Origin of the sequence: Muribacter muris (genome assembly GCF_004569585.1) — a bacterium.
Lineage (GTDB): Bacteria > Pseudomonadota > Gammaproteobacteria > Enterobacterales > Pasteurellaceae > Muribacter > Muribacter muris.
Genome location: NZ_SPPA01000015.1, coordinates 47,070 through 68,753 on the forward strand (window position 1 = coordinate 47,070; position 21,684 = coordinate 68,753).

Sequence of the window (21,684 nt, forward strand, 5' to 3'; positions counted from 1 at the left end):
GCTACATAAATCGGAGGTGCGTGTTGAGCCAGTTGCAATCCCATTCACTTAACCATAAAGTCTCGTCAGTCAGTCATCAGATTAGACAAGAACTCTTCGGCGGTTGGCAACCTTTTGAAGTTGTGTGGTTATTACTGTTTATCGCTGCACAAATTGTCGTCTATTATTTCTATCCCGATTCCCTATTGGCGATGATTGCCGGTATTTCGGGGATCATCTGTAACGTATTTATTAGTAAAGGCAAGATCAGTAATTATGTCTTCGGGCTGATTTTTGCGTATAGCTATTTTTACGTTTCCCTTGGGGCGAATTATCTGGGTGAAATGAACACCACGCTTTATGTCTATATTCCGGCACAATTTATCGGCTATTTTTTGTGGAAGCAAAATATGCAGCAGGATAAGAGCAGTGAAGCGGTCATCACCAAATCCTTGAGTGTGAAAGGCTGGCTAGGCTTAGTGGCATTTATCGCCATCGGCACGCTACTGTTTGTGCAGGCACTGAATGCGGCGGGGGGCAGTTCAACCGGCTTAGACGGTTTAACCACCATTATTGTGGTTTCTGCCCAAGTTTTGATGTTGCTGCGTTATCGTGAACAGTGGATTTTGTGGATTGTATTGAATATTCTGTCTATCGCATTATGGGCGGAAAATCCGTCAATGTATGTGATGTATAGTGCCTATTTGCTCAATGCGATCTACGGCTATTACAACTGGACGAAGTTGCAAAAATAGCTTTTTCACCGATAAATCAAAGGTTGAGGGTTCTCAACCTTTGTGTTTTCCGTTATCCTTGACACAATTTTTTCAACCTATTATTCCGTTTTGCAACTACCGCTGCCGATTCATCAAATTGATGATGACACTTTTGATAACTTCTATGCCGAAAATAGCTTGCTGCTGTTGGATTCGTTACGTCAAAATTTTAACGATGTACATCAGCCGTTTTTCTATATTTGGGGGGGCAAAAGTAGCGGAAAAAGCCATTTGCTCAAGGCGGTCAATAATCACTATCTGCTCAATTCCCTCTCTGCCAGCTATATTCCGCTGGAAAAATCCCACTATTTTTCACCGGGGGTATTGGACAATGCTGATCAGCTTGATGTGGTCTGTTTGGACGATCTGCAACTGGTGGCGGGCGATGAGGCGTGGGAATTGGCGATTTTCGATCTGTTTAACCAAATCCGAGAGCAGCAGAGTTTATTCAATCAAGGGCGCAAAACGCTATTGTTGATCAGTGCCGATCAGCCGCCTAACCGATTGAATATCAAATTACCGGATTTACGTTCTCGGCTGACGTGGGGCGAAGTCTATCGTTTGGGCGATTTGAACGATGAGCAAAAACGCACGATTTTGCAACGCAATGCGCATAATAAGGGGTTGGAGCTGTCTGACGAGGTGGCAAATTACCTGTTAAAGCACATTGGGCGGGATTTACACCGGCTTACCACCCAACTGGACTTATTGGATCGCGCCTCGTTACAGGCGCAGCGGAAATTAACCTTACCTTTCGTCAAAGCGATTTTAGGGCGATAAAATGAATCAACTCTGCTTAGTCAATCTTGCGTGTGAACGGGGCGAAACCCGATTATTTGAAGGCTGTCATCTGACTGTTTCAAGCGGACAATGGTGGCAAATCGAAGGGCATAACGGCATCGGCAAAACCAGTTTATTGCGTATTTTGGCAGGCTTGGCGGTGGCGGCAGAGGGGGAGGTACGTTGGAACGATGTGCCGATCCAAAAGCAGCGGGAACAGTATTATGCCTCGCTCTTTTATCTCGGGCATTTTGCAGGTATTAAGCCGGAACTGACCGCTTGGGAAAATCTTCGTTTCTACCAAAAAATGCAAGGTTTGCCGTTAAACGATGATCACCTTTGGCACGCGTTGAATAAAGTCTCGCTCATCGGGCGGGAAGATTTGCCTTGCTCCCATTTATCCGCTGGTCAGCAACGGCGGGTGGCGTTGGCGAAATTATGGCTGACCGAAGCAACCCTTTGGATTTTGGACGAGCCTTTCACTGCCATTGATAAAAAGGGCGTGAGCGAGTTAATCGAGCATATCGAACAGCACTGCGAGCGGGGCGGCATAGCCATTTTCACCAGCCACCAAAAAGCCGACAGTGCCAAATTGCAGACGCTATCTCTAGATCAATTTAAAGTATAACAATGACACTTATCACCATTATTCAGCGTGAGCTGACCATTGCTTTCCGTAAACCTGCCGAGATTTTGAACCCTCTGTGGTTTTTTTTGATCGTTATCACAATGTTTCCACTCTTAATGGGTCCGAACCCCGAATTATTAGCTAAAATTGCCGCAGGGACAGCGTGGGTGGCGGCGGTGCTGTCCGCTTTGCTCTCGTTTGAACGGCTGTTCCGAGATGATTATGCGGACGGCTCGCTCGAACAACTGATGTTGCTGCCGACCGGCTTAGCCCAAGTGGCATTAGCGAAGGTGATCGCCCATTGGCTTTTAACCGGCTTACCGCTGATTTTGCTCTCGCCGATTGCCGCGATCTTATTATCGTTGGACGTTAAAGTCTGGTTTGCATTGGTGCTGACCCTATTACTCGGTACGCCGATTTTAAGTTGCTTAGGGGCGATTGGCGTGGCATTAACGGTCGGGTTACGCAAAGGCGGCACGTTATTGAGCCTGTTAATTTTGCCGCTTTTCCTGCCGGTATTGATTTTCGCCGCCGCCGTATTGGAAGCCGCTACCTTGAATTTAGGCTATCATGGACAATTAGCGATTTTAGGCGCAATGTTAGCGCTGGCTTTGACTTTTTCGCCCTTTGCGATTGCGGGGGCATTACGCATTAGCTTGCAGTAACACGCGGTGAGTTATCGGCAAAATTTTACCAATAATGAGGATTTTTTATGTGGAAGTGGTTACACCCCTATGCAAAATCGGAAACCCAATACCGATTATTAGGCAAAATCCAACCTTGGCTAGGCGGATTGAGCCTGTTGATATTGGCAACCGCATTTGTGTGGGGCTTGGCGTTTGCGCCGAAGGATTACCAACAGGGCGATAGCTACCGGATTATTTTTATTCACGTGCCGGCTGCGATTTGGTCAATGGGCGTTTACGGCTCAATGGCTGTCGCCGCGTTGGTGGCATTAGTGTGGCAGATCCGCCAAGCTAGTCTGGCGATGATCTCAATGGCACCGATTGGGGCAGTGTTTGCGTTTATTTCGTTAGTTACCGGTGCGGTGTGGGGTAAACCGATGTGGGGCACTTGGTGGGTATGGGACGCCCGCTTAACTTCAGCGTTAGTGCTGTTCTTTTTATATCTTGGCGTAATGGCACTTTATTCTGCGTTTCAAGACCGCAGCATTGGTGCGAAAGCCGCGGGTATTTTATCTATTGTGGGCGTGATTAACCTGCCGATTATTCATTTTTCGGTAGAGTGGTGGAACACTCTGCACCAAGGGGCAACGATTACCAAATTTGATAAACCCTCAATGGCGGTGGAAATGTTAATTCCGCTACTGCTTGCCATCTTCGGCTCAATGGTGTTTATGATTTGGTTTAGCATTTTACGTTACCGTAGCGCCTTACTGCACGATGAGCGTAAACGCCCGTGGGTACAAGCCTTAGCCACACATTTTAAGGAGTAATAATGACGTTCCAATTTGATTCAATCGCCGATTTTTTCGCAATGGGCGGCTACGGTTTCTACGTTTGGTTATCTTACGCCATCAGCTTTGCAGCCGTAGGCTTGCTGATTTGGCAAAGCAAACGGGAAATACGCCAAACGCTCCGCCAAGCCAAAAAAGCCCAAATGCGGGAAGCGCAGCTTAACAAAACATCACAATAAAATAGACAAGCGCTCGGTTGAAGGCTATTTTTTGCCAAAACGGCATTACGGTCAGCGATATAGGCTCAATGACTGATTGATATTGTTTTATGACGGACGCTAAATTTAGCGTCCGATATTTTAGATGAAAAATCGTCGGCGATCTCTCAATCGCAAAAAATCGGCACAAATCGACCGCTTGTGGCGGTTAAAAGGAGTAGAAATGCGGCATAGCTTGACTGTTTTAGCGTTACTTCTGCCGTTGGCAGCTTGTCAGACGCCAATATCCAACCCCGTTGAACGCCCATCCCATTGGGCAACGGTCATCAACAAAGCGAGTAATCTATACCGCCTTGATGAGCGTTTGTTTCGCAGCGAGCAATTACAGGCAACGGATTATCCGCTACTCAAACAACAGGGGATTCGCACCCTGATAAACCTCCGTTTTTTTGATCGCAATGATGATAAACACGCCTTCGGCAATCAAGATCTCACCTTAATCAATACGCCGCTTTTGACGTGGCACATTACGCCGATCGAGGTAGCAGGCGTACTATGGCAGATTGAACAAGCGCAGCAAAGGGGCGGCGTGTTGGTTCACTGTTATCACGGGGCGGACAGAACCGGCTTAATTTCCGCAATGTATCGGGTGATTTACCAAAATTGGTCTATTGAGGAAGCCAAGCGGGAAATGCTTGAAGGCGATTATGGCTTTCATTCGATTTGGAAAAATATTGAGCGGCTCTTTAGTGCAGACAATGTGCAGCAAATCAAACAGGAATTGGCACGGCTACGAGCCAATTAATCGTGCAAGTGCAAATTCAGGTTAAAAAACTGTGATACTTCTCACAGTTTTAGGTTTTGCTTATTATGCAAAATAGGGTTTTGTGATAGTGTGCAACTCTTGATATAAAATTGTGGGAGCAGATTATGACAACACCGAGTCAATTATCCACCGTAAAAGATAATCAAACCCTAAAAAGCAGTTTAATTTTGCTGTTTGATGTGGTTTTATTTTTTGTCTTATTGAATACCTTACCGTTTGAGCCGCTGGCAAATAAAGGGCTTGCTTTATTGGCATTTGTGGCGGTTTTATGGCTAACGGAAGCCATTCACGTAACGATCACAGCACTGCTTGTGCCGATTTTAGCCGTAGGTTTAGGGCTGATTGAATCGAAACAGGCGTTAGCCACTTTCTCCGACCCGATTATTTTCCTCTTTTTCGGCGGCTTTGCCTTAGCGACCGCCCTGCATATTCAGAAATTGGATAAAATGATTGCCAATACCATTTTAAGAATGGCGGGCGGGCGTCTGTCTTTGGCGGTGGTTTATTTGATGGCAGTAACCGCCGCTCTCTCAATGTGGATCAGCAATACGGCAACCGCCGCAATGATGTTGCCGCTGGCAATGGGGGTGTTGAGTAATTTAGATCAACAAAAAGAGCATAATACCTATGTTTTTGTGCTGCTAGGTATCGCTTATAGTGCCAGTATCGGCGGTATGGGAACGCCGGTCGGTAGCCCGCCAAACGGCATTGTAATGTCGAATTTGGGAATGAGCTTTGTAGAATGGTTTGCTTACGGCTTACCGATTATGATACTGCTGATGCCGTTAGTGTTCGGTGTGCTGTACATTGTGTTTAAGCCGAATTTAAGTCAACGCTTTGAATTTAACTTTGAAAAAATCGAATTTAACAAAAGCCGTGTCATTACGCTTATCATTTTTGCACTGATTGCGCTACTTTGGGTATCAAGTAACCATATTAACCCGCTGTTGTCCGGGCTAATCGGTGTCAAAAAAATTGGCAGTTTTGATAGTATCATTGCGATTTTAGCAGCGATCTTACTCTGTGCCTCCAGAGTGGTAACTTGGGACGAAATTCAAAAAAATACCGAATGGGGCGTATTGATGCTGTTTGGCGGCGGCTTAACCCTCAGTGCCGTACTCGGCAAAACCGGTGCAAGCAAAGTGATGGCGGACGGTATCGTCTTTCTGATTGAGGGCGGACATTTCTACCTAATCGGTTTAATCGTTGCCGCTTTCATCATCTTCCTCACCGAGTTTACCTCAAATACCGCCAGCGCCGCACTGTTAGTGCCGATTTTCATCTCAATTGCCGAAGCGTTAGGAATGCCGACGGTCGGCTTAGCAATGATCATCGGCTTAGGGGCATCTTGTGCCTTTATGCTACCGGTCGCAACCCCGCCGAATGCAATCGTATTTGGCACAGGGCAGGTTAAACAGAATGAAATGGTCAAAGCGGGTTTTTGGCTCAACATATTGTGTATCTTTGTGATTACAACCTTTGCGTACTTCTTTTGGTTATAATCTCAAGATTTAAACAAGCGGTCGGTTTGCAGAAAAAGTGTGCAAACCGACCGCTTGCATTTCTTTGGTGATAGTACCGATTTTGTTTCTATATTTCCCCCATAATTTCAAGTAGAATAGCCTCCAATTTTTGTTAGAAGGAATATCCAAATGTCTACTCAATTTGTTTATACAATGCACCGTGTCGGCAAGGTTGTGCCGCCGAAACGGCATATTTTGAAAGATATTTCCCTGAGTTTTTTTCCGGGAGCGAAAATAGGGGTTCTCGGCTTAAACGGCGCGGGAAAATCGACTTTGCTACGCATTATGGCGGGGATTGATAAAGAGATCGAAGGGGAAGCCCGTCCGCAGCCGGGGATTAAAATCGGCTATTTACCGCAAGAACCGAAGCTCGAACCGCAACAAACTGTGCGTGAGGTGGTGGAAGAAGCGGTGGCAGAGGTGAAAAATGCCTTAACCCGTTTAGATGAAGTCTATGCGTTGTATGCCGATCCCGATGCGGATTTCGATAAATTAGCCGCTGAGCAGGCAGAACTGGAAGCAATTATTCAAGCGCAAGACGGGCATAATTTAGATAATCAGTTGGAACGTGCCGCTGATGCGTTACGCTTGCCGGATTGGGAGGCAAAAATCGAGCATTTATCGGGCGGGGAACGCCGCCGTGTAGCACTTTGTCGCCTATTGCTGGAAAAACCGGATATGCTGTTGTTGGACGAACCGACCAACCACTTAGATGCCGAATCGGTGGCGTGGCTAGAGCGTTTCCTCCACGATTACGAAGGCACGGTAGTAGCCATTACCCACGACCGCTATTTCTTGGATAATGTTGCCGGCTGGATTTTAGAGCTTGACCGTGGCGAAGGGATTCCGTGGGAAGGTAACTACTCGTCTTGGTTGGAGCAGAAAGAAAAACGCCTTGCCCAAGAGCAAGCGGCGGAATCGGCCCGCCAAAAATCCATTGAGAAAGAGTTGGAATGGGTACGCCAAAATCCGAAAGGCCGCCAAGCAAAAAGCAAAGCGCGTATGGCTCGCTTTGAAGAACTTAATTCCGGCGAATATCAAAAACGTAACGAAACTAACGAACTCTTTATTCCGCCGGGCCCTCGCTTAGGCGATAAAGTGATTGAAGTGCAGAATCTGACCAAATCTTATGGCGATCGCACCTTAATTGACGATCTCTCATTCTCGATTCCGAAAGGGGCGATTGTGGGCATTATCGGGGCGAACGGAGCGGGTAAATCCACGTTGTTCCGTATGCTGTCAGGGCAGGAAAAACCGGATTCCGGTTCGATCACACTGGGCGAAACGGTGGTGATGGCATCGGTTGATCAGTTCCGTGATGCAATGGATAACAGTAAAACTGTGTGGGAAGAAGTGTCGGGCGGATTAGATATTATGCGCATCGGCAACTTTGAAATCCCAAGCCGTGCTTATGTAGGGCGTTTTAACTTTAAAGGCGTTGATCAACAAAAACGGGTCGGCGAATTATCCGGCGGTGAACGGGGACGTTTACACCTGGCCAAGCTACTCCAAGTCGGCGGCAACGTGTTGTTATTGGACGAGCCGACTAACGATTTAGACGTTGAAACACTGCGGGCATTAGAAAATGCGATTTTAGAGTTTCCGGGCTGTGCATTGGTAATTTCCCACGACCGCTGGTTCTTAGATCGTATCGCCACCCATATTTTAGATTACGGCGATGAAGGCAAAGTTACTTTCTACGAAGGCAACTTCTCCGATTACGAAGAGTGGAAAAAGAAAACCTTTGGTGCAGAAGCCTTGCAACCGCACCGAATGAAATATAAACGTATCGCTAAATAGTAGCAAGCGGTCGGAATAGGCACAAAATATGCAACAGCATCGTGATGTTACATAGATTGACATTATCAAAATATGGTAAAGACGCTATGCGGGCGATCATTTATGACAGATACAGGCTTGAACGTCCACTGAATATTTATGTTGGTGCATTGCATAAAAATACGGAAAACCGACCGCTTGTTTAACCCTTTTGATTAACAACGAGGTAAAAAATGGAAACGATTGAGAAAATCAAAAAACAGATCAGCGAAAACCCGATTCTACTTTATATGAAAGGCTCGCCGAAATTCCCGTCTTGCGGTTTTTCCGCCCGTGCGGTTGAAGCGGTGATCAACTGCCAAGTGCCTTTCGGCTATGTGGATATTTTGACTAATCCGGATATTCGTGCCGAGTTGCCGAAATATGCCAACTGGCCGACTTTCCCGCAATTATGGGTAGAGGGCGAGTTAATCGGCGGCTGCGACATCGTGCTAGAAATGGCACAAAAGGGGGAATTACAAGCCTTATTAAAAGAAGTTGCGGAAAGACACCCTGCATAATTTTTTGCATTTAATTTTAAATGGGCTTGTTATGAGCTGCTTTTCTTTCTATAAAAAAGGAATTAGGTGTTTAAATCCTAATTCCTTGTGTGATTAAATCAAAATAGGGGATTTTAGTTTGCTTTTTTAGCTCCAAATGCACCGTTCAATAAGCCGCGAGATAATTCAAATGTACCGCCAATTTCTTCGGCATTTGGTCCATAGAATGCCCCTTTTAGTTTTCCGTGTGCTGGGGATTTACCAGTAGTCTGTGTTTCACCTTCAAAAACACTTTTTCCAGCTTCTAGCTTAATATTACTTATGAAATCCCAATCAGATCTTGGAGATGGATCTGCATCTAGTATGTATCCCTTCGTTTCATAAGAACTAATATTTAATTTTTTCGTATCAAAATCGGCAAGTGCGTCTAACTTTGATGTGAATAGTGCAGTATCATTGTGGCTATATGTTATAGCAGAACCTTTATAAACGTATTGACCTGATGTTGGTATAGATTTTTGATCGGTCACGACACCAAAGCTGAATGGAGTTCTTGCGTTATAATTGCCAAGATAGGCCCCATAGCGTTGGTAATTGAATGGATTATCTGCTTGAGATGAATATAGCTCAAATATTTTTTCATTACTACCATCGAAAATAAGCACGACATCAATTTTGTCTTCCGTTAAATAAGTTCCAGAATGTTTAGGATTAATAGTAAACAGCCCTTTATCGTTAAATTGAACAAATTTTTTTAGCTCCTTGAAATCAAATTTATCTTTATCACTAAATCTACGGTGATCAACTAAGGTAACTTCTTTTTTAGGCTCAGAGGGTTTTATCTCCGGATGAGAAGGCATCATCTCAGTTTTTGGCTGGGAAGGTTTCATTTCTGGCTGAGAAGGCATCATCTCAGTTTTGGGTTCAGACGGTTTCATTTCTGGCTGAGAAGGCATCATCTCAGTTTTGGGTTCAGACGGTTTCATTTCTGGCTGAGAAGGCATCATCTCAGTTTTGGGTTCAGACGGTTTCATTTCTGGCTGAGAAGGCATCATCTCAGTTTTGGGTTCAGACGGTTTCATTTCTGGCTGAGAAGGCATCATCTCAGTTTTGGGCTCAGACGGTTTCATTTCTGGCTGAGAAGGCATCATCTCAGTTTTCGGCTGGGAAGGTTTCATTTCTGGCTGAGAAGGCATCATCTCAGTTTTTGGCTGGGAAGGTTTCATTTCTGGCTGAGAAGGCATCATCTCAGTTTTGGGTTCAGACGGTTTCATTTCTGGCTGAGAAGGCATCATCTCAGTTTTCGGCTGGAAAGGTTTCATTTCTGGCTGAGAAGGCATCATCTCAGTTTTTGGCTGGGAAGGTTTCATTTCTGGCTGAGAAGGCATCATCTCAGTTTTCGGCTGGAAAGGTTTCATTTCTGGCTGAGAAGGCATCATCTCAGTTTTTGGCTGGGAAGGTTTCATTTCTGGCTGAGAAGGCATCATCTCAGTTTTCGGCTCAGAAGGTTTCATCTCTTTTTTATGAGATTGGCTATCTTTTGGGTTAAGTGTCTTATTCTCAGATTGCGATGAACCAGATGAACAAGCGACCACGCCAAGTGAAATCAATATAGTTAAAGCAGTTTTTAGGGTTTTCGAGTGTTTCATACATTTTTCCTATTGTTGATAATATAAAACCGTCTATTTGACGAATGAACACGACAAAACTTACATAAGGATTAGTTATTTGGTTATAAAATGGACAAAGAAATGTCGCACGCATTGAAAATGCAAATAGTTCCCCCACATCAGCTTGGCTTACAAGCGGTGAGATCCCGCTTATTTTTGTAATATTAAGAGGAACAGTATGAGTACCAATCAAGAAACCCGTGGCTTTCAGTCCGAAGTCAAACAATTATTACAGTTAATGATCCACTCTCTTTACTCAAATAAAGAGATTTTCCTGCGTGAACTGATTTCCAATGCCTCCGATGCAGCGGAAAAATTACGTTTTAAAGCCCTTTCTCAGCCTGATTTATATGAAGGCGATGGTGAATTGCGTGTGCGGATTTCCGTCGATGAAACTCTTGGTACGCTTACCATCAGCGATAACGGGATTGGAATGAACCGTGAGCAAGTGATCGATCATTTGGGAACAATTGCCAAATCCGGTACGAAAGAATTTTTAAATGCGTTGGGTGCAGACCAAGCGAAAGACAGCCAACTGATCGGGCAATTTGGGGTAGGTTTCTATTCCTCTTTTATTGTTGCCGATAAGGTAACGGTTAAAACCCGTGCCGCAGGCGAAAGTGAAGGCGTATTGTGGGAATCTGCCGGTGAGGGCGATTATACTGTTGCCGATATTGAGAAATCCGGACGCGGTACGGACGTGATTTTGCATTTAAGAGAAGAGGAAAAAGAGTTTTTAAGCGAATGGCGTTTGCGTGAGATTATCGGCAAATATTCCGACCATATCGGCTTGCCGGTTGAAATTCAAACCAAAGAATATGATGACGAAGGCAAGGAAACCGGCACAAAATGGGAAAAAATCAATAAAGCACAGGCGCTTTGGACTCGGGCTAAAAACGAGATTTCCGATGACGAATATAAGGAATTTTATAAACATTTGAGCCACGATTTTGCCGATCCTCTCTTGTGGTCGCACAATAAAGTGGAGGGTAAGCAAGAGTACACCAGCCTGCTTTATATGCCGAGCAAAGCCCCGTGGGATTTGTTCAACCGTGATCATAAACACGGCTTAAAACTGTATGTTCAGCGTGTCTTTATTATGGACGATGCCGAACTGTTTATGCCGAATTATCTGCGTTTTATGCGTGGATTACTTGACTCCAACGATTTACCGCTCAACGTTTCCCGTGAGATTTTACAGGATAACAAAACCACTGCAGCGTTACGTTCGGCACTAACCAAACGTGCGTTACAAATGTTGGAAAAATTAGCCAAAGATGATGCTGAAAAATATCAAACCTTCTGGAAAGAGTTCGGTTTAGTACTGAAAGAGGGGGTAGGCGAGGATTTTGCCAACAAAGCGCAAGTCGCCGGTTTATTGCGTTTTGCCTCCACCCATTCCGACAGCAACGATCAAGCGGTGAGTTTGAGCGATTATCTTGCAAGAATGAAAGAGGGACAAAAGGCAATTTACTTCCTCACTGCCGATAGCTACACCGCCGCCAAAAACAGCCCGCATTTAGAGTTGTTCAATAAAAAAGGTATTGAGGTATTACTGCTTTCCGATCGTATTGACGAATGGATGATCAGCCATTTGACCGAATTTGACGGCAAACCGTTGCAAAGCATTACCAAATCCGATTTGGACTTAGGTGATCTTGCCGATAAACAGGAAGAGGAAGCACAAAAAGCACAGGAAGCGGAGTTCGGTTCATTCTTAGAGCGTACCCAAAATTATTTGGGCGAGCGTGTCAAAAAAGTGGCATTAACTCACCGCTTGACCGATACGCCGGCAATCGTTTCAACGGATAGTGATGAAATGACTACCCAAATGGCGAAACTGTTTGCTGCAATGGGGCAAACCGCACCAGAAGTGAAATACACCTTTGAGCTAAATCCGGAACACGCAATGATTAAACGTGTTGCTGATATTGCCGATGAAAGTGAGTTTAACGATTGGATCGAATTACTGTTCGACCAAGCGTTACTTGCCGAACGTGGCACATTGGAAAACCCAACAGCGTTTATTAAACGGATGAATAAATTGTTAGGCTAATTTAAGTTTTATATTTAAAAGGGGGCGAGTTATCGCCCCCTTTTTTTAGATCTCGGTTTGAATTATGCCTGTTTTGTGGGGATCTCCGCCAAAATCTCTGTCAGCAACCTCCAATAAATCTCGACTGTTGGGATATGCACTTTTTCATCGGGGGAGTGGGCATTGCGGATAGTCGGGCCGATCGAGACCACATCAATATGCGGGTAGATCTCTTTAATTAAGCCGCATTCCAGTCCGGCGTGAATGACTTTAATTTTGGCTTCTTCGCCTAAAATACGATCGTAAATCCGCTTGGTAAGCGGGGTGATGTTTGATTTAGGATCAGGCTGCCAGCCGGGGTAGCTGCCGGAAAATGCTACTGTTGCACCGGTTAAGGCGGCGAGTGAGTTGAGTTTGCCTCTCACATCCGCTTTACCGTTTTCAATCAGTGAGCGAACTAAGATCTGTGCCGTAACGCCCTGATCGTCAGTAGTGAGAATGCCGACACTCAATGATGTTTCCACCACATCTTTCACCACATCGCTTTGTCGGATAATGCCGTTTGGCAAGATGTTGAGCAAATGGATCAGCTTCGTTGAATCGGCACGGCTAAAGACTTGTGCAGTCGGCGTGGCAGCTTCCAAATGCAAGGTTAAATTCGGCTCGGCAAGGTTGAGTTCTAGGGCTAATTGGCGTTCAATCTGTTGAAGACAAGCGGTGAGTTCGTCCCGATCCTTTGCAAAAAATGCCAGGGAAACACCCGCTTCCCGTGGGATTGCATTTCGCACCGAGCCGCCTTGAATGTGGGCGATTTGGAAGGCGAAACGGTTATTTAGCTCGGCTAACATTCTGGCGAGTAATTTAATCGCATTGGCACGGGTGGTATGAATATCGCAGCCGGAATGCCCGCCTTGTAAGCCTTTTAGCCGGATATGCATTGCCGCATCAAACAGGTTAGGTTCAAAGGTGATCGGCAGGTTGAGAGTTGCGTCTTCGCCGCCGGCACAGCCGATGTAAATTTCGCCGTTATCTTCCGTATCGGTGTTGATCATCATTTCCGCTTTCAGCCAGTTCGGACGCAGCCCTAATGCGCCTTCCATTCCGGCTTCTTCCGTCATCGTTAGTAAAATTTCTAATTCAGGGTGGACTAAATCATTGGCATCAAGCACCGCCAAGCACGAGGCTAAACCGATGCCGTTATCTGCCCCTAAGGTTGTCCCTTTGGCTTTCACCCATTCGCCGTCAATATAGGGTTGGATTGGGTCGGTCTGGAAATTATGTTGCGTGCCTTCGTTGGCTTGCGGCACCATATCCAAATGCGCTTGCAGAGCAACGGTCGGGCGGTTCTCCATACCTGCGGTGGCAGGCTTACGGATCAGGATATTGCCGGCATCGTCCCGTTCAACAAACAGATTTTTTGAAATTGCCCATTGTACGATAAATTGGGCGAGCGGTTCTTCGTGATAGGACGGGTGGGGAATGGCGCAGATTTTGTCGAACCATTGCCATAATAATGACGGTTGTAGAGTGGCTAAAGACATTGTTTACCTCGTTTTATGTTGCATAACAAGCGGTCGGTTGAGCATTAAAAGTTGCAAAAATTGCCCGACCGTTTGATTTTATTGTAGAATAGTACCCAAATGATAGCACGAAAGTGCCTTTCGAGTGATGGTTTCTTTTTGTGGCGATTGCCACACTTTTTTTAGGTAACGACAATGAGCGAAAAATACACAAACGAAAAATATGTTGTCACGTGGGATATGTTCCATATGCACGCGCGCAAATTGGCAGAACGTTTACTGCCGGCAAACCAATGGAAAGGCATTGTGGCAGTCAGCCGTGGCGGGCTGTTTCCGGCGGCAGTACTTGCCCGTGAATTAAATATTCGCCACGTTGAAACTGTGTGCATTGCCAGTTACGATCACGATAGCCAAGGGGAATTAAACGTATTACACGCAGCCGCCCTTGAAAATGGCGGTGAGGGGTTTATCATTGCGGACGATTTAGTCGATACTGGCAACACTGCCCGTGAAATTCGCAGAATGTACCCGAAAGCCCGTTTTGTAACGGTCTTTGCCAAACCGCAAGGGGCAGCGTTGGTGGATGATTACATTGTGGATATTCCGCAAGAAACGTGGATTGAGCAACCGTGGGATCTCGGCATCACTTTCGTACAACCTCTTGCGAAAAAATAATCAGATTTTCGGACGCTCGTTGAGCATCCCTTTTATTCCAACCGATAATTAACGATGAATTTAGGCAATTTATACATTATTTCTGCGCCAAGCGGTGCGGGTAAATCCTCGCTTATCAATGCGTTATTGAGTGATTTACCTGCCAGCCAAGTCCGGCTTTCCATTTCGCATACAACCCGCGCGCCTCGCCCTGCCGAGCAAGACGGCGTGCATTACTATTTTAGCTCCCGTGCCGAATTTGAACAGTTGATTGTCCAAGGGCATTTTCTTGAGTGGGCGGAAGTGTTCGGCAATTATTATGGTACTTCGTTACCGATGATCGAACAAAGTTTGGCACAAGGCATTGATGTCTTTTTAGACATTGACTGGCAAGGTGCACGGCAAATTCGTGAAAAGCTGCCGAATGTGAAAACCGTATTTATTCTGCCGCCGTCTAAAGCGGAATTGGAAAAACGCTTGATTGGACGTGGGCAAGATTCCGCTGAAACCATTGCGAAACGTATGAATGAAGCGGTGTCGGAAATGAGCCATTATGCCGAGTTTGATTATGTGATCGTCAATGACGATTTCCAAACGGCACTCAACGAGCTAAAAAGTATTTTAGTAGCGGAGCGTTTGAAACAATCGGTGCAAAGTGTTCGTTATCAAGGCTTAATTGCTCAATTACTGACCGTGTAAGCGGTCGGTTTGGGGCAAAATCCGACATTATATGCCAAATAAATGGACGCCTGCGTGGCGTCCTTGAATTATCGGTAATTGTGCAACAATTAGCCTCTAAAGCCAACCCTTGCGTTTAAAGTAGAGATAAGGTGCGGCGGCGGCACACGCCATTAAACCGAGAGCCATTGGGTAGCCGTATTTAAAATGCAGTTCCGGCATTACTTCAAAGTTCATTCCGTAGGTGGAAGCGACCAATGTTGCCGGTAAGAACATTACGGAAACGACCGAGAAAAATTTCATAATCCGGTTCTGTTCAATATTGATGAAACCCATCGCCGCTTGCATCAGGAAATTGACCTTTTGAAACAGCGATTCATTGTGCGGCTGCAAGGATTCCACATCTCGCATAATATCCCGTGCTTGCTCAAGCTGATTGTTGGGCAAGCGTGTTTTGCGCACTAAAAAGCCCAATGCTCGTTGAGTATCCATTAAGCATAGCCGTACCTTTGAGCTGGCGTCTTCCAGCTCCGTCAGCTCGGCGAGGGCATCATCAAAATTATGTTCGCCTTTTTTCTGATTTTCCTGACCGCTTAACACCACACGGCTGAGTTTTTCCAAATCGGCGTAAATTGTTTCAATCACATCGGCTAACTGCTCAATTTTAGTTTCAAACAGATCGAGCAATAATTCATAAGCATTGCCGTCAATCAGTTTCGCTCGGCGGGAACGCATTCGGTAAAGCCGAAAAGCAGGTAAATCCCGCTCACGCAAGGTAAATAACCGCCCGTCCCGTATCGTAAAGCCGACTGTCGCAATATCGGCGTAATCATCATCGTCTAAACAGTAGAAAAAAGAGTGTAAATGCAGCCCGTCTTCATCTTCAAAAAAGCGGGCGGAGGCTTCGAGATCTTCCAATTCGTGTTCTTCGGCAAGGGTTTGATCCAGCCGATGCTCCAACACGTTCCGCTCATCATCACTCGGATCGACCAAATCAATCCAAATCGCATCGTTTAACTGATCTTGAACCGTTTCATCAACACTGACTAGCCGATCGTTCTGCAACGAAAATGCTCTGATCATTTCATACTCCTAAAAAATGGTATGAGGCGATGAACAAAAAGGGACAAATAAGATACTGACAGGGGCTACCGGCACGCTCGCCGATAACTGCATAAGGAAGTCGGACGAGAGTTTAGTAAAAAGCTGATAAGTATCGACTATGGCTGTCCAAACTGCGTATCCTCAAGGTGAAAAAAACGGGTAAAATGTTACCGATTTGTGCCGAGATCGTCAAGAAAAAGCCGTATCGTGCCCTCAACAAGCGGTCAGTTATTGGCAAGAATTTACCCATATTGCCAAAATCTACAACGGCTATTGCTGAAATTCATTTTCATTTTGCCGAAAAACCGCTATATTGCGTTGAATTTTCTCTACTCACAAGGAGTTTTTATGACACAAATTACCTTAGCCGGCACACCGATTGAAGTGGCAGGTACATTCCCGAAAGCAGGCGATGTGGTTAAAAATTTTACATTAGTCAATAATGGTTTAGAAAATGTTTCTCTGTCAGACTTTGACGGAAAACGCAAAGTGTTAAATATTTTTCCGAGCATTGATACCGGCATTTGCGCCACCTCCGTGCGTGTATTCAATCAAAAAGCGGCAAATTTAGCCAATACGGTAGTCCTCTGCATTTCGGCGGATTTACCTTTCGCCCAAGCCCGCTTCTGCGGTGCGGAAGGCATTGAAAATGCCCAAACGCTTTCTACTTTCCGTAGTAAAGCGCTTCACAACGAATTAGGTGTGGACATTGCCACCGGCCCATTAACCGGCTTAACCGCTCGTTCCGTCATCGTATTAGACGAGAATAATACCGTGATCCATAGCGAGCTTGTGCCTGAAATTAAACAAGAGCCAAACTATGACACAGCACTGGCAGTGTTAGCTTAAAAAAATCAGAAGATATGAAACAGGGCATTTTTGATGCCCTGTTTTTTATTATACGAGCTTATCTTTAATAAGAACTCTCCATAATTTTCTGTTTGAACAAAAAACAACCTTCCGATTTTCGACTTTTCCCCATTTAGCTAAATCTTTGTTTTTACTTTAAAAATATGTTTTTAAGCCTTGTTATTTTCGGTTATTCACGCCTATTTTGGCAATCTATCACAATGTTATCCACATTTGATGGGGATAAATCGGCAGCGAATGTGAATAATCCGTCTCTATCATTATTTGGGTTATTCAAAATGATTAGAATGTTAATAAATTCAGCAATGTTATGTCTGTTTAGACAGTGGTGAGGAAATGTTGTGTGAGATGTAAATTTTAGGCAAAAAGATTTCCCCGCTGTTATTGTTTATCGCTACCAACCAATATTCACCTTATCCACAAGGTTATCCACATTTTTTACAAATTTTTATGCAAAACCGACCGCTTGTAGCTTGGCTTTGGGTTGTTCAAAAGGCGGATTTGTGAAACAATTCACGCTATTTTATAAAATTTAGAAATTAAGGCGGTCTGAATTGATCGATTTCGATGGTTACCGCCCGAATGTTGGTATCGTCATCTGTAATCAGCAGGGGCAAGTTTTGTGGGCGAGGCGGTTTGGTCAGAACTCGTGGCAGTTTCCGCAAGGGGGCATTCACGAGGGGGAAAACATTGAGCAGGCAATGTACCGTGAGCTTTACGAAGAAGTCGGCTTGTCCAAAAAAGATGTGCGGTTGATTTGGGCATCTAAATACTGGTTGAAATATAAGCTGCCGAAACGTTTGGTGCGGGCGGATACGGCACAGCCGGTTTGTATCGGGCAGAAACAGCGTTGGTTTTTGTTGCAACTGGTCAGTGATGAGAGCACAATCAATCTAAAAACGAGCAAGGTGCCGGAGTTTGACGGTTGGCGTTGGGTGAGTTTTTGGTATCCGGTTCGACAGGTAGTGTCGTTTAAGCGTGATGTTTATCGTAAGGTGATGAAAGAGTTCGCCCAAGTGTTGATTAACGAAGCGAAAAAAACGGAAGCGGATAAATCGGAGAAACGGGCGTTTCGTGCCGACAAACGTGAGTGGCGTAAGCCTTATCGAGTCAAAAAATAGGAGAGTTGTATGTGGGAAATTATCATTGTTTGCCTTGCTATCGGGGTGTTTGCGGGATTTGTCGCAGGCTTGCTGGGATTAGGCGGGGGGACGGTGGTGGTGCCGACACTATACTACGTGCTGCCTTATATCGGCATTCACGAGGATATACTAATGTCGGTTGCATTAGGAACCTCTTTTGCGACCATCGTCGTCAGTACAATGTCCGCCGCTCAGCAGCATCATAAAAACGGTAATGTAGATTGGAAAACGGCGAAAACCTTAGCACCAACCCTGATGATTTCGGTATTTATTGCCGGTTTGTTTGTCAGCGGTTTGCCGAAAGCGCATTTGACTAAAATGTTTGCGGTTATTGTAATCTACCTTGCTGTTAAGATGTTGATTTCATTGAAAACTACACCGAAGGTTAAACCTCTTACTACCAAATCGACCGTGATTGCCGGCGGCGTGATCGGGACGGTATCCAGTATGGCAGGTGTCGGCGGTGGAGCGTTTGTCGTGCCGTTTTTAAACGGGCGAGGAATGGCATTAAAACGGGCAATCGGCACATCATCGATCTGCGGTTCATTGTTGGGCTTGGCAGGCGCATTGAGCTTTATTTCAAGCGGTTGGCACAATCCGTTATTGCCCGAGTATTCCCTTGGCTATGTCTATTTGCCGGCGTTGCTTGGGATTACGATTAGTTCGTATTTCACCTCAAAAATCGGGGCGAATTTGGCAAATAAATTGCCGGTGTCCGTCTTAAAACGCATTTTTGCGGTGTTCTTAATTTTTGTCGGCTTGAGTATGCTGGTTAAATAATCTAATAAAGGAAAGTTATGCAAGAATTTATTCCCTTCCCCAAAATAAGTCCGGTGATTTTTGAAGTGGGTGGTATTTCGCTCCATTGGTACGGGGTAATGTATCTACTCGGTTTTGGTTTTGCCTATTGGTTGGGGACGCGCCGAGCAAAACAGTCTAACGGCATTTGGACGGTAGAACAGGTCGATCAACTGCTATTCAACAGTTTTCTCGGTGTGGTGTTAGGCGGACGAATCGGCGATGTCTTCTTTTACAGTTTCGACCGTTTTTTAGCCGATCCGCTCTACCTGTTTCGTATTTGGGAGGGGGGAATGTCATTCCACGGCGGGTTAATCGGCGTGATTTTGGCTATGCTCTGGACGTCCCGTCGCCAACATCGCTCATTTTGGCAGACTGCCGATTTCGTTGCGCCGCTGATCCCGTTCGGCTTGGGAATGGGGCGTATTGGCAATTTTATTAACGATGAATTATGGGGGCGCGTAACGGATGTGCCGTGGGCGGTACTTTTCCCTAACGGTGGTTATTTGCCCCGCCACCCGTCCCAGCTTTATGAAGCGGTGTTGGAGGGCTTAGTGCTGTTCTTGATTTTAAACGGCTTTATCCGCAAGCCTCGTCCGACCGGTTCGGTTGCCGGTTTGTTCCTGATCGGTTACGGCACATTCCGTTTTATTGTCGAATATTTCCGTGAATTTGACCCAACCGTCAATACCGCCCAAGACCTGATTACTCGTGGGCAGTTGCTTTCCCTACCAATGATAGTGCTGGGGGCGATATTTATGTTGCTGGCATACCGTCGCAAAAAATCGTGATAAATTGACCGCTTGTAACAGGTATAGAAAAGGATAGAAAAATGGCACGTTTTAAATTGATTGGCTTTGATTTGGACGGCACTTTGGTAAACAGCCTGCCGGATTTGGCGTTTTCGCTCAATTCAGCATTTGCCGAGGCGGGCTTACCCCAAGCCGCCGAAGAATTGGTCTTAACTTGGATTGGCAACGGTGCAGACGTTTTATTTGAAAGGGGATTGGAATGGACGGGCAGAGCTGCCGAGTTTTCACCTGAACAGATTGGCGAGATTAAACACCGATTTGGTCATTTCTACGGCGAAAATATCTGCAACATCAGTAAACTTTACCCGAATGTGAAATCGACCCTCGAATCCCTCAAGGCGCAAGGCTACATATTGGCGGTGGTAACGAATAAACCGACTAAGCACGTTCAGCCGGTATTAAACGCATTTGGCATCGATCATCTTTTTGCCGAAGCCCTTGGCGGGCAATCGTTGCCGGCAATTAAGCCTCACCCCGCCCCCCTTTATTATTTATGCGGAAAATTTGGCTTATATCCGCACGAAATTCTATTTGTCGGCGACTCGAAAAACGATATTCTCGCCGCCAAAGCAGCCGGTTGTGCCAGCCTTGGTTTGACCTACGGTTACAACTATAATATCCCGATCGCAGAATCCGAACCGGATTATGTTTGTCAGGATTTCGCAGAGATTTTAACGATTGTGACAAACGCCCATTAACCCAAACAAGCGGGCGGTTGAGGTGGATTTTTTGCAAATATCTCCCCTAAACCGACCGCTTGCACATCAAGAGAAAGATTATGTCAAAACCCATTGTATTTAGCGGCGTACAGCCCTCCGGAGAATTAAGCCTCGGCAACTACCTCGGCGCATTGCGTCAGTGGACAAAAATGCAGGACGACTACGAATGCCTGTTTTGCATTGTCGATTTACACGCCATCACTGTCCGCCAAGACCCACAGGCATTACGCAAAGCCACCCTTGACACTTTGGCAATTTACCTTGCCTGCGGAATTGATCCGGCAAAAAGCACTATTTTCATTCAATCGCACGTGCCGGAACACAGCCAGTTAGCGTGGATTTTAAACTGCTATACCTACTTCGGTGAAATGGGGCGAATGACCCAATTTAAAGATAAATCCGCCCGCCACGAAGATAACGTCAATGTCGGCTTGTTCACTTATCCGGTGCTAATGGCGGCGGATATATTGCTCTATCAGGCTAATCAAGTGCCGGTCGGTGATGACCAAAAACAGCACCTCGAAATTACCCGTGATATTGCCAACCGCTTCAATGCGTTATACGGCGAAAAAGATGCGGAAGGCAACCTGCTTGCTCCGATTTTTACCGTGCCGGAAGTGTTTATCGCCAAAACGGGCGCGCGAGTAATGTCGTTGCTTGAACCGACCAAAAAAATGTCCAAATCCGATGAAAACCGTAATAATGTCATCGGCTTACTTGAAGATCCGAAATCGGTGGCGAAAAAAATTAAGCGGGCGATGACGGACGGCGATGAACCGCCGGTGGTGCGTTACGACGTGCAGAATAAAGCCGGCGTATCGAATTTATTGGATATTCTTGCCAGTGTTACCGGCAAAACGATTGCCGAGTTGGAAACAGAATTTGAAGGGAAAATGTACGGGCATTTAAAATCGGCAGTGGCGGAAGAAGTTTCATTGATGCTGACTGCACTACAAGAACGCTATCATCATTTCCGTAATGATGAAGCCTTGCTGGAAAAAATCTACCGTGAAGGTGCAGAAAAAGCGAGAGCCAAAGCGCAAGCTACGTTGAAACAGGTATATCAAGCGGTCGGACTTGTTGCTTAATTTGTAGAAGATCAGATTAAATCTGACAAATCACAATAAAAAGTGAGCGTTTCCCGTTTAGAATATGAGTGTCAAATTCAATCTAAACAAAAAAGGAAACGCTCATGTTTTATTCTAACAACCCTCTCA

The 21,684-nt window shown here is 45.5% G+C and carries 22 protein-coding genes; 19 read left to right on the plus strand and 3 right to left on the minus strand.

The genetic code is table 11. From position 1 onward, the window contains the following. Window positions 1-32 precede the first annotated feature (32 nt). The 10 genes from pnuC (at window position 33) to grxD (ending at window position 8,486) form a co-directional block, all read left to right on the plus strand. On the plus strand, window positions 33-734 hold the full coding sequence (pnuC, locus tag E4T80_RS07590; RefSeq protein WP_135056914.1) for a nicotinamide riboside transporter PnuC: 702 nt from the start codon (window positions 33-35) through the stop codon (window positions 732-734). A 90-nt stretch (window positions 735-824) separates the two neighbouring features. Beyond that, window positions 825-1,535 carry a DnaA regulatory inactivator Hda gene (gene hda, locus E4T80_RS07595; protein ID WP_047977073.1) on the plus strand — a complete coding sequence of 237 codons (711 nt, stop codon included), beginning with the start codon at window positions 825-827 and terminating at the stop codon, window positions 1,533-1,535. A gap of 1 nt (window position 1,536) precedes the next feature. Next, the gene (gene ccmA / locus E4T80_RS07600) at window positions 1,537-2,163 is read left to right on the plus strand and encodes a cytochrome c biogenesis heme-transporting ATPase CcmA (protein WP_135056857.1); all 627 of its coding nucleotides are present in this window, start codon (window positions 1,537-1,539) and stop codon (window positions 2,161-2,163) included. A gap of 2 nt (window positions 2,164-2,165) precedes the next feature. Further along, on the plus strand, window positions 2,166-2,828 hold the full coding sequence (gene ccmB, locus E4T80_RS07605) for a heme exporter protein CcmB (protein WP_135056860.1): 663 nt from the start codon (window positions 2,166-2,168) through the stop codon (window positions 2,826-2,828). A gap of 47 nt (window positions 2,829-2,875) precedes the next feature. Continuing rightward, complete coding sequence (locus tag E4T80_RS07610; RefSeq protein ID WP_135056863.1) at window positions 2,876-3,619, plus strand: heme ABC transporter permease; 744 nt, start codon at window positions 2,876-2,878, stop codon at window positions 3,617-3,619. Between the two features lie 2 nt (window positions 3,620-3,621). Next, the gene (gene ccmD, locus E4T80_RS07615) at window positions 3,622-3,819 is read left to right on the plus strand and encodes a heme exporter protein CcmD (RefSeq protein ID WP_135056866.1); all 198 of its coding nucleotides are present in this window, start codon (window positions 3,622-3,624) and stop codon (window positions 3,817-3,819) included. A gap of 124 nt (window positions 3,820-3,943) precedes the next feature. Further along, on the plus strand, window positions 3,944-4,603 hold the full coding sequence (locus E4T80_RS07620) for a protein-tyrosine phosphatase family protein (RefSeq protein ID WP_228064763.1): 660 nt from the start codon (window positions 3,944-3,946) through the stop codon (window positions 4,601-4,603). 125 nt (window positions 4,604-4,728) lie between these two features. Then, window positions 4,729-6,126, plus strand: a complete 1,398-nt coding sequence (locus E4T80_RS07625) for a DASS family sodium-coupled anion symporter (RefSeq protein ID WP_135056869.1) — start codon at window positions 4,729-4,731, stop codon at window positions 6,124-6,126. Between the two features lie 150 nt (window positions 6,127-6,276). Further along, window positions 6,277-7,947, plus strand: coding sequence for an energy-dependent translational throttle protein EttA (ettA, locus tag E4T80_RS07630; RefSeq protein ID WP_135056872.1), 1,671 nt, complete (start codon window positions 6,277-6,279; stop codon window positions 7,945-7,947). 212 nt (window positions 7,948-8,159) lie between these two features. After that, on the plus strand, window positions 8,160-8,486 hold the full coding sequence (grxD, locus tag E4T80_RS07635) for a Grx4 family monothiol glutaredoxin (protein ID WP_047977053.1): 327 nt from the start codon (window positions 8,160-8,162) through the stop codon (window positions 8,484-8,486). Window positions 8,487-8,599: 113 nt separating this feature from the next. Here grxD and E4T80_RS07640 read toward each other — a convergent pair whose 3' ends face one another. Next, the gene (locus E4T80_RS07640; protein WP_135056875.1) at window positions 8,600-10,114 is read right to left on the minus strand and encodes a transferrin-binding protein-like solute binding protein; all 1,515 of its coding nucleotides are present in this window, start codon (window positions 10,112-10,114) and stop codon (window positions 8,600-8,602) included. A gap of 199 nt (window positions 10,115-10,313) precedes the next feature. Between E4T80_RS07640 and htpG the strand changes: the two genes are divergently transcribed. Beyond that, window positions 10,314-12,191 (plus strand): molecular chaperone HtpG, encoded by a 1,878-nt coding sequence (gene htpG / locus E4T80_RS07650; RefSeq protein WP_135056880.1) that lies wholly within the window; start codon window positions 10,314-10,316, stop codon window positions 12,189-12,191. Between the two features lie 62 nt (window positions 12,192-12,253). Here the strand turns inward: htpG and E4T80_RS07655 are convergent, their stop codons facing one another. After that, entirely contained in the window at window positions 12,254-13,711 is a 1,458-nt protein-coding gene (locus E4T80_RS07655; RefSeq protein WP_135056883.1) for an aminoacyl-histidine dipeptidase, read from the minus strand. Window positions 13,712-13,885: 174 nt separating this feature from the next. Between E4T80_RS07655 and gpt the strand changes: the two genes are divergently transcribed. Together gpt and gmk are read left to right on the plus strand one after the other, a co-directional pair. After that, window positions 13,886-14,365, plus strand: coding sequence for a xanthine phosphoribosyltransferase (gene gpt, locus E4T80_RS07660; protein WP_047977571.1), 480 nt, complete (start codon window positions 13,886-13,888; stop codon window positions 14,363-14,365). 54 nt (window positions 14,366-14,419) lie between these two features. Further along, window positions 14,420-15,043: a guanylate kinase gene (gene gmk / locus E4T80_RS07665; RefSeq protein WP_135056886.1), complete on the plus strand. Its 624-nt coding sequence runs from the start codon at window positions 14,420-14,422 to the stop codon at window positions 15,041-15,043. 96 nt (window positions 15,044-15,139) lie between these two features. Here the strand turns inward: gmk and corA are convergent, their stop codons facing one another. After that, on the minus strand, window positions 15,140-16,105 hold the full coding sequence (gene corA, locus E4T80_RS07670) for a magnesium/cobalt transporter CorA (protein WP_047977573.1): 966 nt from the start codon (window positions 16,103-16,105) through the stop codon (window positions 15,140-15,142). A gap of 369 nt (window positions 16,106-16,474) precedes the next feature. Between corA and tpx the strand changes: the two genes are divergently transcribed. The 6 genes from tpx to trpS all read left to right on the plus strand — a co-directional run bounded on the left by tpx (window position 16,475) and on the right by trpS (window position 21,555). Continuing rightward, a complete protein-coding gene (tpx, locus tag E4T80_RS07675; RefSeq protein WP_135056889.1) occupies window positions 16,475-16,975 on the plus strand; it encodes a thiol peroxidase in 501 nt (166 codons plus the stop codon). A 575-nt stretch (window positions 16,976-17,550) separates the two neighbouring features. Then, entirely contained in the window at window positions 17,551-18,117 is a 567-nt protein-coding gene (rppH, locus tag E4T80_RS07680) for an RNA pyrophosphohydrolase (protein ID WP_047977550.1), read from the plus strand. Between the two features lie 9 nt (window positions 18,118-18,126). Then, window positions 18,127-18,918, plus strand: coding sequence for a sulfite exporter TauE/SafE family protein (locus E4T80_RS07685; protein WP_135056892.1), 792 nt, complete (start codon window positions 18,127-18,129; stop codon window positions 18,916-18,918). Window positions 18,919-18,935: 17 nt separating this feature from the next. Further along, window positions 18,936-19,727, plus strand: coding sequence for a prolipoprotein diacylglyceryl transferase (gene lgt / locus E4T80_RS07690; RefSeq protein WP_135056895.1), 792 nt, complete (start codon window positions 18,936-18,938; stop codon window positions 19,725-19,727). A 41-nt stretch (window positions 19,728-19,768) separates the two neighbouring features. Then, a complete protein-coding gene (locus tag E4T80_RS07695) occupies window positions 19,769-20,446 on the plus strand; it encodes a phosphoglycolate phosphatase (RefSeq protein WP_135056898.1) in 678 nt (225 codons plus the stop codon). 80 nt (window positions 20,447-20,526) lie between these two features. Continuing rightward, a complete protein-coding gene (trpS, locus tag E4T80_RS07700) occupies window positions 20,527-21,555 on the plus strand; it encodes a tryptophan--tRNA ligase (protein WP_135056901.1) in 1,029 nt (342 codons plus the stop codon). Window positions 21,556-21,684: the final 129 nt, after the last annotated feature.

Excerpts from the sequence above, each read along its gene's own strand:
- tpx (WP_135056889.1), top strand. The coding sequence starts at position 16,475 with ATGACACAAATTACCTTAGCCGGCACACCGATTGAAGTGGCAGGTACA.
- ccmB (WP_135056860.1), top strand. The coding sequence starts at position 2,166 with ATGACACTTATCACCATTATTCAGCGTGAGCTGACCATTGCTTTCCGT.
- htpG (WP_135056880.1), top strand. The coding sequence starts at position 10,314 with ATGAGTACCAATCAAGAAACCCGTGGCTTTCAGTCCGAAGTCAAACAA.
- ettA (WP_135056872.1), top strand. The coding sequence starts at position 6,277 with ATGTCTACTCAATTTGTTTATACAATGCACCGTGTCGGCAAGGTTGTG.
- E4T80_RS07620 (WP_228064763.1), top strand. The coding sequence starts at position 3,944 with ATGAAAAATCGTCGGCGATCTCTCAATCGCAAAAAATCGGCACAAATC.
- E4T80_RS07640 (WP_135056875.1), bottom strand. The coding sequence starts at position 10,114 with ATGAAACACTCGAAAACCCTAAAAACTGCTTTAACTATATTGATTTCA.
- E4T80_RS07685 (WP_135056892.1), top strand. The coding sequence starts at position 18,127 with ATGTGGGAAATTATCATTGTTTGCCTTGCTATCGGGGTGTTTGCGGGA.
- E4T80_RS07655 (WP_135056883.1), bottom strand. The coding sequence starts at position 13,711 with ATGTCTTTAGCCACTCTACAACCGTCATTATTATGGCAATGGTTCGAC.
- gpt (WP_047977571.1), top strand. The coding sequence starts at position 13,886 with ATGAGCGAAAAATACACAAACGAAAAATATGTTGTCACGTGGGATATG.
- E4T80_RS07695 (WP_135056898.1), top strand. The coding sequence starts at position 19,769 with ATGGCACGTTTTAAATTGATTGGCTTTGATTTGGACGGCACTTTGGTA.
- trpS (WP_135056901.1), top strand. The coding sequence starts at position 20,527 with ATGTCAAAACCCATTGTATTTAGCGGCGTACAGCCCTCCGGAGAATTA.
- ccmD (WP_135056866.1), top strand. The coding sequence starts at position 3,622 with ATGACGTTCCAATTTGATTCAATCGCCGATTTTTTCGCAATGGGCGGC.
- lgt (WP_135056895.1), top strand. The coding sequence starts at position 18,936 with ATGCAAGAATTTATTCCCTTCCCCAAAATAAGTCCGGTGATTTTTGAA.
- grxD (WP_047977053.1), top strand. The coding sequence starts at position 8,160 with ATGGAAACGATTGAGAAAATCAAAAAACAGATCAGCGAAAACCCGATT.
- corA (WP_047977573.1), bottom strand. The coding sequence starts at position 16,105 with ATGATCAGAGCATTTTCGTTGCAGAACGATCGGCTAGTCAGTGTTGAT.
- E4T80_RS07610 (WP_135056863.1), top strand. The coding sequence starts at position 2,876 with ATGTGGAAGTGGTTACACCCCTATGCAAAATCGGAAACCCAATACCGA.
- ccmA (WP_135056857.1), top strand. The coding sequence starts at position 1,537 with ATGAATCAACTCTGCTTAGTCAATCTTGCGTGTGAACGGGGCGAAACC.
- E4T80_RS07625 (WP_135056869.1), top strand. The coding sequence starts at position 4,729 with ATGACAACACCGAGTCAATTATCCACCGTAAAAGATAATCAAACCCTA.
- gmk (WP_135056886.1), top strand. The coding sequence starts at position 14,420 with ATGAATTTAGGCAATTTATACATTATTTCTGCGCCAAGCGGTGCGGGT.